We start from the raw sequence: 13,137 nt of genomic DNA, 5'->3' as shown, positions 1-13,137 counted from the left end.
CCGGCGAACGCGTCCGAGGGCGGCATCCCGTGCGGGGTGCCGCCCTTCGGCGTACCGGCGCGCGATCAGTACGCGCTGTTGACGTTGTCCATCGAGCCGTAGCGGTCGGCGGCGTAGTTGCAGGCCGCGACGATGTTGGCGACCGGGTCGTACAGGTCGAACTTGGTGCCCTTGACGTGGTACCGCTCGAAGGTCGGCTGGATGACCTGGAGCAGGCCCTTCGAGGGGATGCCGTTGATGGCGTTGATGTCCCAGTTGTTGATGGCGCGCGGGTTGCCGCTGGACTCCCGGATGATGTTGCGGTGGATGCCCGCGTAGGTGCCGGGGATGTCGTGCTTGTCCATGATGAACAGCGCCTCGCGGATCCAGCCGTCGAGGTTGTTCGCGAAGACCGGGGTGCGGGTGACGGAGCGGTTGGCGGCGGCCTTCTCGGCGGCGCGCTTCGCTGCGGCGGCCTTCGCCTTGGCAGCGGCCTTCGCCTTCGCGGCGGCCTTGGCCTGGGCGACGGACTTGGCCTTCGCGGCCTTGGCCTCGGCGGCGGCCTTCGCCTGGGCGGCGAGGTTCGCCTTGGCCTTGGCCTCCTGCTGGGCCTTGAGGCCGAGGGCGGTCTGCTGCTCGTTGAGGCTGGCGGCCAGCGCCTTGGCCTGGGTGCTGTTCGCGTCGTAGGACCACGCGACCTTCTGCGTACCGGAAAGAGCCTGCGGCTCGGTCTCGGTGGAACCGTTGCCGGGGACCAGGGAGAGCGTGAGGGCCGCGGCGCCCAGAGCGGCGACGCCGGCGATCGTGGCCTTGTGGGTCTTCTTCAGACCACGACGACTGTGGCCAGGGGTGTTCGCAGACATGCAGGACTACCTCTTCGAATCGCTGGGGGTCGCTCCGGCCGGGGGCGGCACACGCCTCACTCGGCGGCGACGGATGCAATTCTTAGCGGCAGCAAAATCTGCTGGCAAAGGTGTGACGTACGAAGCCGGGTAGTGGATCGGGGGGTCGGGGACGGGTCGTCGGCTGTCCTCTGTGCCCGTTTTTCTCCGTCCTTATCCGACCTTGAGGTGTCCACTAAGGGGCTTCGTAAGTGACGTGGGTCCTATGCGGCGCCTCACATGGGGGTGGCCCCGAACTCACCCCACGTTGCGTCAGCAATGCGCACAGTGAGCCGTCTCCTCCGGGAGGAGGAGATGGACGTCCCCGAACTCATGCCAGAGATAGCGGTCCCTCACCGCCGCGGCGTACGCGCTCCGCAGCGCCGCCCGCCCGGCGACCGCCTCCAGCATCAGCAGGTGCGAGGCCTCCGGCTCGTGCAGCCCGGTGAGCAGCCCGTCCACGACCCGCACGCCCCGCGCGGGCGTCACGACCAGACCGGTCCACCCCCGGGCACCCCGCACCGCGGCACCGGCCGCGGCCGACTCCAGCGCCCGCACCACCGTCGTCCCCACCGCGACGACCCGGCCGCCACCGGCCCTCACCGCGTTCACCAGGGCCGCCGTCTCCTCCGGGACCTCGAAGCGCTCCGGGTACGGCGGCTCGTGCGCCTCCGCCGACGCCACCCCCGTGTGCAGCGAGAGCGGGGCGATCCGCACGCCCCGGGCCTCCAGCTCCGCCACCAGCTCCGGCGTGAAGGGCCGCCCCGCGCTCGGCATCTCCGCCGAGCCCGCGCCGTCGGGGGAGGGGCGCGCGAAGACCGTCTGGTACACGGACAGCGGCTGGTCCCGCTCCGTGTACCCGTACCGGATCGGCCGCCCGTGCCTCCCGAGCAGCCCCGGCACGTCCCCGTACGCCCGCGCCCACCACAGCCGCCCGCTCCCCGGCGCCAGCGGCCCCGCCAGGACCAGCCGCCCCCCTCCCGGCAGCCGCACGACCGCCCCCGGGGGACCGCCCGCACGCGGGCGCGTACTGCCCGACGGCTCCGGCGACCGCAGCTCCACCGCCCACCGCCCGTCGTCGCCCCGCGTCGAGAAGTGCACCACCACCGGCTCCCCGCCCGGCTCGGGCCCGAGCCGCCCGTCCACCGCCGCCGCCAGCGTCGGCGAGGTGTTGACGACGAGCACGTCCCCGGCCCGCAGCAGCGACGGCAGCTCCCGGAAGGCGTGGTGCGACACCGCCGTGCCCCGCGACACCAGCAGCCGTACGTCGTCCCGGCCGCGCCCCGGCCCCCGCTGCTCGGCCGGCACCCGCGCCGACAACTCCTCCGGCACGCGCAGCCCCGCCAGCCCGTCCACCACCGGACTCATCGGACCGACTCCACGGAAGCCGAGCCGGAACCCGCCGCCGAGCCCGCGCCCGAAGACGAGCCCGCGCCTGCACCTGCACCCGAAGGCGCCGCCGAACCCGAACCCGAGCCCGAATCCGAAGCCGCGCCCGAAGACGAGTCCGCGCCTGCACTTGAGCCCGAACCCGCGCCCGAAGGCGCCGCCGAACCCGCCTCCGCCCCCACCCCGTACCGCCCACTCGCCGGACGCCGGTCGAGCAGGGACAGGAAGCCCGGCACCACGGTCTCCGGGGCCGGCCGCTCCCCGGCCCCCTCCGGCTCCGCCGCCGCGTACAGGTCCGTCTCCATGTCGCCCGGGTCCACCGCCCACACCCGCAGCCCCGGCTCCTCCACCGCCAGCACCGCCGCCAAGTGGTCCGCCGCCGCCTTCGACGCCCCGTACCCGCCCCACGTCCCGTACGCCTCCACCGCCGCGTCCGAGCTGACCACCACCACCGTCCCCGCCCCGCTCTCCCGCAGCGGCGCCAGCCCCTCCCGCACGAGACCGAGCACCGCCACCACGTTCGTCTCCAGGGCCTCCCGCAGGCCCTCCAGCGACTGCTCCTCCAGGCGCACCAGCGGGGCCGCGCCCAGCGCGCTCGCGTTGTTCACCAGCAGGTCGAGCCCGCCGAGCCCCCGCGCCGCCGCCACCAGCTCCCGTCGGTGCCCCGCGTCCCGGACGTCCCCGGGCAGCGCCACCACCCGCGTCCCGTGCGCCGCGCGGACCGCCGCCGCGGCCTCCTCCAGCACCTCCGCCGTCCGGGCGTCGAGCACGAGGTCCCAGCCCCGTTCCGCCAGCGCGTGGGCCAGCGCCCGGCCCAGCCCCTTCGACGCCCCCGTCACGATCGCGACCGCCATGACGACCACACCTTCCCGTCCCATCGCTCGGACACCTACGGCTCCACCCTCCGGCGCGGCCCCCGCCCGCCGCCTCGTCCCCGCGCCCGGACCGCCGAGGGCACTTCGACCTAGGTCCCGGGACCCGCCCCGGCCTCGTCCCCGGACGGATACGGACGGTCACGCCCCGCCGGTACGGTGAACACATGAGCCATCGACCCAGCTCCGGCCTGGCCGCCGTGAGCACCGCGCTCCTGGCGATGAGCCGCCACCTGGAGGTCCGCGACGTCCTCAAGACGATCGTGGCCTCGGCCCGCGAGCTCCTCGACGCCGAGTACGCGGCCTTGGGCGTCCCCGACGACCACGGCGGCTTCGCCCAGTTCGTGGTCGACGGCGTCAGCGACGAACAGTGGCGGGCGATCGGCCCGCTGCCCCGCCAGCACGGCATCCTCGCCTCGATGCTCCACAAGGCCGAGCCCGAGCGGCTCGCCGACGTCCGCAAGGACCCCCGCTTCGAGGGCTGGCCCGACGCCCACCCCGAGATGTCCGACTTCATCGGCCTGCCCGTCAGGGACGGCGACGAGACCCTCGGCGCCCTCTTCCTCGCCAACAAGCGCTGCCCCAAGGAGGACGGCCGCTGCGGCTTCACCGCCGAGGACGAGGCCCTGCTCGCGATCCTCGCCCAGCACGCGGCCATCGCCCTCACCAACGCCCGTCTGTACGAGCGCAGCCGCGAGCTCACCATCGTCGAGGAGCGCTCCCGCCTCGCCCACGAGCTGCACGACGCCGTCAGCCAGAAGCTGTTCTCGCTCCGGCTCACCGCCCAGGCCGCCGCCGCCCTCGTCGACCGCGACCCGGCCCGCGCCAAGGGCGAGCTCCAGCAGGTCGCCGCGCTCGCCGCCGAGGCCGCCGACGAGCTGCGCGCCGCCGTGGTCGAGCTGCGCCCCGCCGCCCTCGACGAGGACGGCCTCGTCCACACCCTCCGCACCCAGATCCAGGTCCTGGACCGCGCCCACTCCGCCCGGGTCACCTTCGAGAGCCCGGGCACCCGCGCCCTGCCGGCCGCCCAGGAGGAGGCCGTCCTCCGGGTCGCCCAGGAGGCCCTGCACAACGCCCTGCGGCACGCCGACGCGGAACGGGTCCGGGTCTCCCTCGTCCGCAGCGGCCAGGGCGCCCGGCTCACCGTCACCGACGACGGCAAGGGCTTCGACCCGCGTACGGTCCGCAGCGCCGGACGCCACCTCGGCCTGGTCTCCATGCGGGACCGGGCGGGCGGCGTCGGCGGACGGCTCACCGTGACCTCGGCCCCGGGCGAGGGCACCACGATCGAGATGGAGGTTCCCGGTGGCTGACAAGCCGATCCGCGTCCTGCTGGTCGACGACCACCAGGTCGTCCGCCGAGGCCTGCGCACCTTCCTGGAGGTGCAGGACGACATAGAGGTCGTGGGGGAGGCCTCCGACGGCGACGAGGGCGTCGCCCGCGCCGAGGAGCTCCGCCCCGACATCGTCCTGATGGACGTGAAGATGCCCGGTACGGACGGGATCGAGGCCCTGAAGCGGCTCCGCGAGCTCGCCAACCCCGCCAGGGTCCTGATCGTCACCAGCTTCACCGAGCAGCGCACGGTCGTCCCCGCGCTCCGCGCCGGTGCCTCCGGATACGTCTACAAGGACATCGACCCCGACGCCCTGGCCGGCGCGATCCGCTCCGTCCACGCCGGACACGTCCTGCTCCAGCCCGAGGTCGCCGGCGCGCTCCTCTCCCCGGACGACTCCCACGGCGGTACGGGCCGGGGGCCGTCCCTCACGGAACGCGAGCGGGAGGTCCTGGGCCTGATCGCGGACGGGCGCTCCAACCGCGAGATCGCCCGCGCCCTCGTCCTCTCCGAGAAGACGGTCAAGACGCACGTCTCGAACATCCTGATGAAGCTCGACCTCGCGGACCGCACCCAGGCGGCCCTCTGGGCGGTCCGCCACGGCCTCACCCGCTGACGCGCCCCCGTCGCGCGCCGGGCGCACGACCGTTCACCCCTTCATACCGTCGGGTGTACGTCCCCCGTTCGGCGCAACCTCCCGGGCGGCGGGGCGTTCTCCAGGGCGTGCTGCGGCGGACCGGCCGCAGCCACGACCAGGAGGAATCACCAAGTGAACAAGTTCAAGAAGGCCGCCGCCCTCACCATGGTCGCCGGTGGCATCGTCGCCGCCGGCGCGGGCGTCGCCTCCGCCGACGCGGGCGCCGAGGCCGCGGCCGTCCACTCCCCGGGTGTCGCCTCCGGCAACGCGGTGCAGGTCCCGGTCCACGTCCCCGTGAACGTCTCCGGCAACACGGTCAACGTGATCGGCCTGCTCAACCCGGCCTTCGGCAACGGCGCCGTCAACGACTGACCCGCCACCGAACCCCCGGCCCCCGGACGTTCCCCCCGGAGGCCGGGGGTTCCCCCGTTCCCGCCCCACCCCTCAGAACCCCCGTTCCCGCTCCCTCTCCTCCACGTACGCGTTGTACGCGGCGACCCGAGCCCGCCGCGCCACCCGCTCCACCGGCCGCAGCGCCTCCCCCCGCGCCGTCATCTCCGAGGCGCTGACCGCGCCCCCGTGGCCGTGGTCGTACGCCAGGTCCACGAGGAGGCCGATGCGCCGGGCCAGCTCCAGGACCCGGACCGCGCGCGGCGGGTAGCCGGGGGCCAGGGCCTCGCGGTCCGTCTCCGACCGGGCCCGGTACGCCTCCCGCGCCGCGTCCGCCGCAGGGCCCGAGGCCGCCACGTCCAGCCGGGTCAGCACCGCCGTCGCGTCCCGCAGCGCCTCCGCCAGCTCCCGCTCCGCCTCGCCGAGCGACGGCACGTCCGCCGGCGGCGCCTCCCGCACCGCGAGACAGCGCCACACCACCGCCACGTGCACGTCCCCCGCAGGACCCGCCTCCGAGACCTCCGGCACGAGACCGTACGGCGCGCCGAAGCCCACCACCGCCTCCTCCGCCTCCAACGCGCGCGCGTTGAAGTCCGGCGGCCCGCTCAGCCCCAGCGGATGCCCCGGCGCCGGCAACGCCACCCGCCACCCGGTCACCCCGAGCCGCCGCAGCCGCCCCAGGGCCAGCGTCAGCCCGACCGGGCCCGCCTCACCCGGCAGCCCCTCCACGCGGTGCACCGCGTCCTCCCCGACAATGGCGAGCGCCGCCTCGTCCGGCGACACCTCCCCGGCCAGCAGGGCATTGCCCCAGGCGGCCAGACGTCCTGAGCGTGGTTCCGAAAACATCCCCCCAGACTAAGGACCCGGGGGAAACACCAGGGCCTGTCCGGCCCGCTCCGGCGATAACGTAGGTTTTCCCCTGGACGCCGCGCCCGCCGGCGCAAGGCGACGACACTCGACCCCAAGGGGAGACAACGCGCTCATGAGCGATGTACTGGAGCTGGTGGACGTATCCGTGGTCCGCGACGGACGGGCTCTGGTGGACGAGGTCTCCTGGTCGGTCAAGGAGGGCGAACGCTGGGTGATCCTCGGCCCCAACGGCGCCGGCAAGACCACCCTCCTGAACGTCGCCTCCAGCTACCTCTTCCCCACCAAGGGCACCGCCCGCATCCTGGGCGAGCAGCTCGGCGGCGTCGGCACCGACGTCTTCGAGCTCCGCCCCCGCATCGGCATGGCCGGCATCGCCATGGCGGAGAAGCTCCCCAAGCGCCAGACCGTCCTCCAGACCGTCCTCACCGCCGCGTACGGCATGACCGCCACCTGGAACGAGGACTACGACCCGGTCGACGAGGACCGCGCCAAGGCCTTCCTCGACCGCCTCGGCATGAACGACTACCTGGACCGCAGGTTCGGGACGCTCTCCGAGGGCGAGCGCAAGCGCACCCTGATCGCCCGCGCGATGATGACCGACCCCGAGCTCCTCCTCCTCGACGAGCCCGCCGCCGGCCTCGACCTCGGCGGCCGCGAGGACCTGGTCCGCCGCCTCGGCCGCCTCGCCCGCGACCCGTACGCCCCCTCCATGATCATGGTCACCCACCACGTTGAGGAGATCGCCCCCGGCTTCACCCACGTCCTGATGATCCGTCAGGGCAAGGTCCTCGCCGCCGGCCCCGTCGAGACCGAGCTCACCTCCCGTAACCTCTCGCTCTGTTTCGGCCTCCCGCTCGTCGTCGAGCGCCTGGAGGACCGCTGGACCGCCCGAGGCCTGCCGCTCAAGTGACCGGCCGGGCGCCGTGACCGCACGGCACCGCGCCCTGTCCCGGAAGCGCCCCACCGCCCTACCATGACCACGTGGACATCGACGCGTGGGTGTGGTGGCTGATCGTCGCGGTGGGGCTCGGCATTCCCCTGGTCCTCACCGCGATGCCGGAGTTCGGCATGTTCTCCGTGGGAGCGGTCGCGGGAGCGGTGACCGCCGCCCTCGGCTTCGGCATCGTTCCCCAAGTACTCGTCTTCGTCGTCGTCTCCGTGGCGCTCATCGCGGTGGTACGCCCCCTCGCCGCCCGCCACAGGGGCGACGGACCCGGACTCTCCAGCGGGGTCGACGCCCTGAGAGGACGTCAGGCCGTCGTCCTGGAACGGATCGACGGCGCCGGCGGGGGCCGCATCAAACTCGCCGGAGAGATCTGGTCCGCCCGCGCGCTCGACGCCGGACAGACCTTCGAACCGGGCGAACAGGTCGACGTCGTCGAGATCGACGGTGCCACCGCCGTGGTCATGTGACCGAACCCCGCCCATGACGTTCCGGCGTCTGCGAGACTCGATCATCGAAAGCAAACCGGCAGTCAACCGGCAGCGAAGGGCACGGGGAACACGATGTCAGCAGTCATCATCGTCCTGATCATTCTGGTGGTGCTCGTCTTCATCGCCCTGATCAAGACGATCCAGGTCATCCCGCAGGCGAGCGCGGCGATCGTGGAGCGCTTCGGCCGCTACACCCGCACCCTCAACGCGGGACTGAACATCGTCGTCCCGTTCATCGACTCGATCCGCAACCGGATCGACCTCCGCGAACAGGTCGTCCCCTTCCCGCCGCAGCCGGTCATCACCCAGGACAACCTGGTCGTGAACATCGACACGGTCATCTACTACCAGGTCACCGACGCCCGGGCCGCCACCTACGAGGTCGCCAGCTACATCCAGGCCATCGAGCAGCTCACCGTCACCACCCTCCGCAACATCATCGGCGGCATGGACCTGGAGCGGACCCTCACCTCCCGCGAGGAGATCAACGCGGCCCTGCGCGGCGTCCTCGACGAGGCCACCGGCAAGTGGGGCATCCGCGTCAACCGCGTCGAGCTCAAGGCGATCGAGCCCCCGACCTCCATCCAGGACTCGATGGAGAAGCAGATGCGCGCCGAGCGCGACAAGCGCGCCGCGATCCTCACCGCCGAGGGCACCCGCCAGTCCGCGATCCTCACCGCCGAGGGCGAGAAGCAGTCACAGATCCTCCGCGCCGAGGGCGAGGCCAAGGCCGCCGCGCTGCGCGCCGAGGGCGAGGCCCAGGCCGTCCGCACGGTCTTCGAGGCCATCCACGCCGGCGACCCCGACCAGAAGCTCCTCTCGTACCAGTACCTCCAGATGCTCCCGAAGATCGCCGAGGGCGACGCCAACAAGCTCTGGATCGTGCCCAGCGAGATCGGCGACGCCCTCAAGGGCCTCTCCGGCGCCTTCGGCAACATCGGCGGCGGCACCCCCGGCTTCAACACCAAGACGGGCGCGCCCGAAAGGCGAGACGAACCGCCGGTTGACTGACACGTACACGTAACTCTCGTGCATGATCGGTGCGAGCCCCTCGACCCCGGCGGACCCGGAGCGGGGAGGCGACTCACCGACCTTGTAAGGAGATGGCGTTGTCCCCCTGGGAAGCCCTGGCGGTCTTCGCCGCCGGCATCGGCGCCGGCACCATCAACACGATCGTGGGATCGGGAACGCTGATCACGTTCCCGGTCCTCCTCGCGACCGGACTGCCACCGATCACCGCCAACGTCTCCAACGCCCTCGGCCTCGTCCCCGGCTCCGTCAGCGGCGCCATCGGCTACCGCCGCGAACTCAAGGGCCAGAAGAAGCGCGTCCTCCGCCTCGGCGCCGCCGCCCTCGTCGGCCTCCTCCTCGCCAGCATGTACGGCGGATACTTCGGCGCCGCCCAGGGCGTGCTCTACCTCTCCCTCATGGGCCTGCTGCTCCACGACGACCTCCAGCGGATCAACGCCGTCAAGAACATCCTCGGAGCCCTCGTCAACGGCGTCGCCGCCGTCTTCTTCCTCTTCGTCGCCGACTTCGACTGGACGGCCGTCCTGCTCATCGCCGTCGGCTCCACCATCGGCGGCCAGCTCGGCGCCAAGGTCGGCCGCAGGCTCTCACCCACCGTCCTGCGCGGAGTGATCATCGCCGTCGGCGTCGTCGCCATCCTCCAGCTGACCCTCAAGTGACGCGGAAGGGCCCGCCCCCCTCCCGGGAGACGGGCCCTCGCATACGGAGCGGATCCGCGGGTACGCGGACTACGCGGCCGAGTTCGCCAGCCACTCCGGCAGCGCGGACCGCTCGCTCGCCCGCATCGCGAGCAGCATCGCGTCCGCCGGCGTCGGCTCGAACGGCTGGTGCAGCAGCGGCATCCCCGCCTGCTCCGGCGTCCGGTCGGCCTTGCGGTGGTTGTCCTCGGCGCAGGACGCCACCGTGTTCAGCCAGGTGTCCTTGCCGCCCTGGGCCCGCGGCACGACGTGGTCGACCGTCGTCGCCCGTCTCCCGCAGTACGCGCACCGGTGCTGGTCCCGGACCAGCACCCCCCGTCTCGACCACGGAGCCTGTCTTCGGAAGGGCACCCGTACGTATCTGCAGAGTCTGATCACCCGGGGCACCGGCAGGTCGACGGCGGCACCGCGCACCCGCAGCTCGGGATGGGCCTGCTCGACGACGGCCTTGGCCTGCAGCACGAGCACCACCGCACGGTGCAGAGTGACCGTCGAAAGCGGCTCGAAGCTCGCGTTGAGTACCAGCGTGTCCCGCATGTTGCCCACCTCCCGTATGCCGGCCCGCCCCCTGGCGGGCTTGGATCAACGATGGCCGGGCCGGCCGGGTCGGACAACGCAATTTCTCGCGAAACAAAAGGTGCCCGCTTCTGATCTCTCCAAGACCAGAAGCGGGCAAACAACAAACGAACGATCAGCCTGCCGCGGGAGCCGCGTACTCACCGACCAACTGCGCACGGCCCAGCGTGTGGAACCGCAGGTTGAATCCCACCACCGCCGGCGAGGCGTCGGCGTCCGGCCCCAGCTTCTCGCTGTCCACCGCGTACACCGTGAAGACGTAACGGTGCGCCGGATCCCCCTCCGGGGGAGCCGCACCGCCGAACTCCTTCGCGCCGTAGTCGTTCCGGGCGTGCACGGCACCGGCCGGCAGACCCTCGAACGCACCCGACCCGGCACCGGCCGGCAGCTCCGTCACCGACGCCGGGATGTCGAACACCACCCAGTGCCAGAACCCGCTGCCCGTCGGGGCGTCCGGGTCGAAGCAGGTGACGGCGAAGCTCTTGGTCTCCGCCGGGAACCCCTCCCAGCGCAGCTGCGGCGAGGTGTTCCCCTCCGCGTACACCTGAGCGTCCTTCAGGACCCCGCCCGGCGCGATGTCGTCGCTCACCACGGTGAACGTCGCCACCGGCGGATGGAAGTCGTGGGGGAGCGGCGCCCTCTTGCCCTCGGACACGTAGAAACCCTCCGTATCGCCCGTCGCCGCCTCGGCGGTCCCGCCTCGACGGCCTTGCGCACCCGAGCCTAGAGCCAGTTGCGACGGCCGCCGACCTCGGCGAGCCACTGGTTCAGGTAAGCCGCCCAATCGGTGGTGTGGAAGTCGTGCAGGCCCACCGTGAAGGACCGGAAGGAGTCGCTGCCCTCGGTGAACAGGCCCGGCTTCTTGTCCATCTCCAGGACGACGTCCATCTCGCGGTCGTCGGCGACGAAGCTGACCTCGACCTGGTTCAGACCGCGGTACTGCTGCGGCGCGAAGAACTCGATCTCCTGGTAGAAGGGCAGCTTCTGCCGCGTCCCCCGGATGTGCCCGCGCTCCATGTCCGCGCTCTTGAAGCGGAAGCCCAGCTGGAGGAAGGCGTCCAGGATCGCCTGCTGCGCCGGCAGCGGGTGCACGTTGATCGGGTCCAGGTCACCGGAGTCCACGGCGCGCGCGATCTCCAGCTCCGTGGTCACGCCGATGTTCATGCCGCGCAGCTGCTGCCCGGACACGGCCGTGACCGGCGTCTCCCACGGGATCTCCAGACCGAACGGCACCACGTGCACCGCGCCGGCCTGCACCTGGAAGGCCCCGCCGAGGCGCACCTTCACGAACTCGATGTCCTGCTTGTGCTCCTGGTCGCCGCCCTCGACCTCCACGCGCGCCTGGAGCCCGACGGACAGCCCCTCGATCTGCTGGTCGACGCTCCCGCCCTGGATCCGCACCTCGCCCTGGACGACCCCGCCCGGGACCACGTTCTCCTCGGTGAGCACCGTCTCCACGGTGGCCCCACCGGCACCCAGGCTCGCGAGCAGCTTCTTGAATCCCATGGCCTTCACTCCTTCTAGTCCTGACCCCTACATACGCGCGAAGACGGTAACCGGTTCCGCGCCGGCCCCCCCACTACCCTCGGACGCCATGAACGAGAGCCCCGACCGTACGCCGCTCCCGCGGTCCTTCTTCGACCGCCCCGTCCTGGAGGTGGCCCCCGACCTCCTCGGACGCACCCTCGTCCGCACCACGGAGGAAGGACGCATCGAACTGCGCCTCACGGAGGTGGAGGCGTACGCCGGAGCGATCGACCCGGGCTCGCACGCCTTCCGGGGACGGACGGCACGCAACGCCGTCATGTTCGGCCCGCCCGGACACGCGTACGTGTACTTCACCTACGGCATGTGGCACTGCCTGAACCTGGTGTGCGGCCCCGAGGGCAGCGCGAGCGGGGTCCTGCTGCGCGCGGGGGAGATCGTGAGCGGCGCCGACCAGGCCCGCCCCCGCCGCCGCTCGGCCCGGAAGGACGAGGAGCTGGCCAAGGGCCCGGCGCGCCTGGCCACCGCCCTCGACGTCGCGCTCTCCCTGAACGGCGAGGACGCCTGCGCCGGCCCGGACGCCCCGCTCGCCGTCCTCACCGGCACCCCGCCGGCCCCGGCCCTGATCCGCAGCGGCCCCCGCACGGGCGTCGGCGGCGAGGGCGCCCCGCACCCCTGGCGCTTCTGGATCGAGGGCGACCGCACGGTGAGCCCGTACCGCGCCCACACCCCTCGCAAGCGGCGCCTTGACTCCGGACGGGGAAGTGCGTAATGTGGCCCGAGCCGCTGGATCAGGGCCTGCTTGTTCAAGCACCCCCGTAGCGGCCATCCACTACTCAAGAAGATTCCCCCGGCGGGGGCGTATTTCGGCGTGCCGTAAATGCGTTTCGAATGACTCGATTATGAGTCACCGGGGAAATCCGCTAAAGTAGTGACCACGCCGAAAGGCCCCCGGAGTGAAAGCGAAAGGGACCGGAAAGCACCGAGGAAATCGGATCGGAAAGATCTGATAGAGTCGGAAACGCAAGACCGAAGGGAAAAGCCCGGAGGAAAGCCCGCGAGGGTGAGTACGAAGGAAGCGTCCGTTCCTTGAGAACTCAACAGCGTGCCAAAAATCAACGCCAGATTAGTTGATACCCCGTCCAGCCGGTTTCGGTTGGTCGAGGTTCCTTTGAAGAAAAACACAGCGAGGACGTTGTGGACAGCCGGCCTTATTCCGGCATGGCTGTCCCGCTCAACGCGAGTGTCACACCGGATATCCGGTAAACATTCACGGAGAGTTTGATCCTGGCTCAGGACGAACGCTGGCGGCGTGCTTAACACATGCAAGTCGAACGATGAAGCCCTTCGGGGTGGATTAGTGGCGAACGGGTGAGTAACACGTGGGCAATCTGCCCTTCACTCTGGGACAAGCCCTGGAAACGGGGTCTAATACCGGATAACACCGGCTTCCGCATGGGGGCTGGTTGAAAGCTCCGGCGGTGAAGGATGAGCCCGCGGCCTATCAGCTTGTTGGTGGGGTAATGGCCTACCAAGGCGACGACGGGTAGCCGGCCTGAGAGG

14 protein-coding genes, 1 rRNA gene and 1 pseudogene are annotated in these 13,137 nt (G+C 71.7%); 9 read left to right on the top strand and 7 right to left on the bottom strand.

Features of this window, described 5'->3' with window-relative positions; all coding sequences use genetic code 11:
- Positions 1 to 65: 65 nt before the first annotated feature.
- The 3 genes and pseudogenes from ACIQD7_RS11380 to ACIQD7_RS11370 all read right to left on the bottom strand — a co-directional run.
- Positions 66 to 842: a transglycosylase SLT domain-containing protein gene (locus tag ACIQD7_RS11380; RefSeq protein WP_402441410.1), complete on the bottom strand. Its 777-nt coding sequence runs from the start codon at positions 840 to 842 to the stop codon at positions 66 to 68.
- Positions 843 to 1,133: 291 nt separating this feature from the next.
- Positions 1,134 to 2,228, bottom strand: coding sequence for an S-adenosylmethionine:tRNA ribosyltransferase-isomerase (locus ACIQD7_RS11375; protein ID WP_402441409.1), 1,095 nt, complete (start codon positions 2,226 to 2,228; stop codon positions 1,134 to 1,136).
- Between the two features lie 194 nt (positions 2,229 to 2,422).
- Positions 2,423 to 3,103: pseudogene (locus tag ACIQD7_RS11370) on the bottom strand (SDR family NAD(P)-dependent oxidoreductase); the annotation flags it as partial.
- A gap of 185 nt (positions 3,104 to 3,288) precedes the next feature.
- On the opposite strand from ACIQD7_RS11370, the gene ACIQD7_RS11365 reads away from it, so the two are divergent.
- From ACIQD7_RS11365 to ACIQD7_RS11355, 3 genes are all read left to right on the top strand, one after another.
- Entirely contained in the window at positions 3,289 to 4,434 is a 1,146-nt protein-coding gene (locus tag ACIQD7_RS11365) for a GAF domain-containing sensor histidine kinase (protein WP_121830413.1), read from the top strand.
- Positions 4,427 to 5,071 carry a response regulator gene (locus tag ACIQD7_RS11360; protein WP_402441408.1) on the top strand — a complete coding sequence of 215 codons (645 nt, stop codon included), beginning with the start codon at positions 4,427 to 4,429 and terminating at the stop codon, positions 5,069 to 5,071. Before ACIQD7_RS11365 ends, ACIQD7_RS11360 begins: the two co-directional genes overlap by 8 nt.
- 153 nt (positions 5,072 to 5,224) lie before the next feature.
- Entirely contained in the window at positions 5,225 to 5,464 is a 240-nt protein-coding gene (locus ACIQD7_RS11355) for a chaplin (RefSeq protein WP_062756710.1), read from the top strand.
- A 72-nt stretch (positions 5,465 to 5,536) separates the two neighbouring features.
- Here ACIQD7_RS11355 and ACIQD7_RS11350 read toward each other — a convergent pair whose 3' ends face one another.
- Complete coding sequence (locus ACIQD7_RS11350; protein ID WP_402441407.1) at positions 5,537 to 6,328, bottom strand: hypothetical protein; 792 nt, start codon at positions 6,326 to 6,328, stop codon at positions 5,537 to 5,539.
- Positions 6,329 to 6,464: 136 nt separating this feature from the next.
- On the opposite strand from ACIQD7_RS11350, the gene ACIQD7_RS11345 reads away from it, so the two are divergent.
- The 4 genes from ACIQD7_RS11345 (at position 6,465) to ACIQD7_RS11330 (ending at position 9,474) form a co-directional block, all read left to right on the top strand.
- Entirely contained in the window at positions 6,465 to 7,262 is a 798-nt protein-coding gene (locus ACIQD7_RS11345; protein WP_121830410.1) for an ABC transporter ATP-binding protein, read from the top strand.
- A gap of 71 nt (positions 7,263 to 7,333) precedes the next feature.
- Positions 7,334 to 7,765, top strand: coding sequence for an NfeD family protein (locus ACIQD7_RS11340; RefSeq protein WP_402441406.1), 432 nt, complete (start codon positions 7,334 to 7,336; stop codon positions 7,763 to 7,765).
- A gap of 93 nt (positions 7,766 to 7,858) precedes the next feature.
- The gene (locus tag ACIQD7_RS11335) at positions 7,859 to 8,797 is read left to right on the top strand and encodes an SPFH domain-containing protein (RefSeq protein WP_121830408.1); all 939 of its coding nucleotides are present in this window, start codon (positions 7,859 to 7,861) and stop codon (positions 8,795 to 8,797) included.
- A 98-nt stretch (positions 8,798 to 8,895) separates the two neighbouring features.
- Positions 8,896 to 9,474, top strand: coding sequence for a sulfite exporter TauE/SafE family protein (locus ACIQD7_RS11330; RefSeq protein WP_402441405.1), 579 nt, complete (start codon positions 8,896 to 8,898; stop codon positions 9,472 to 9,474).
- A 69-nt stretch (positions 9,475 to 9,543) separates the two neighbouring features.
- Here ACIQD7_RS11330 and ACIQD7_RS11325 read toward each other — a convergent pair whose 3' ends face one another.
- The 3 genes from ACIQD7_RS11325 to ACIQD7_RS11315 all read right to left on the bottom strand — a co-directional run bounded on the left by ACIQD7_RS11325 (position 9,544) and on the right by ACIQD7_RS11315 (position 11,595).
- A complete protein-coding gene (locus ACIQD7_RS11325; protein ID WP_121830406.1) occupies positions 9,544 to 10,050 on the bottom strand; it encodes an HNH endonuclease in 507 nt (168 codons plus the stop codon).
- A gap of 154 nt (positions 10,051 to 10,204) precedes the next feature.
- Positions 10,205 to 10,744: a YbhB/YbcL family Raf kinase inhibitor-like protein gene (locus tag ACIQD7_RS11320; RefSeq protein WP_402441404.1), complete on the bottom strand. Its 540-nt coding sequence runs from the start codon at positions 10,742 to 10,744 to the stop codon at positions 10,205 to 10,207.
- Positions 10,745 to 10,812: 68 nt separating this feature from the next.
- A complete protein-coding gene (locus ACIQD7_RS11315) occupies positions 10,813 to 11,595 on the bottom strand; it encodes a sporulation protein (RefSeq protein ID WP_121830404.1) in 783 nt (260 codons plus the stop codon).
- 88 nt (positions 11,596 to 11,683) lie between these two features.
- On the opposite strand from ACIQD7_RS11315, the gene ACIQD7_RS11310 reads away from it, so the two are divergent.
- Entirely contained in the window at positions 11,684 to 12,346 is a 663-nt protein-coding gene (locus ACIQD7_RS11310; protein ID WP_402441403.1) for a DNA-3-methyladenine glycosylase, read from the top strand.
- A gap of 497 nt (positions 12,347 to 12,843) precedes the next feature.
- A 16S ribosomal RNA gene (locus tag ACIQD7_RS11305) occupies positions 12,844 to 13,137 on the top strand; the annotation flags it as partial.

The organism is Streptomyces sp. NPDC093071 (assembly GCF_044754545.1).
GTDB lineage: Bacteria > Actinomycetota > Actinomycetes > Streptomycetales > Streptomycetaceae > Streptomyces.
Note: the sequence above shows the minus strand (reverse complement) of the source record. Positions and strands in the feature narration are given on the sequence as shown.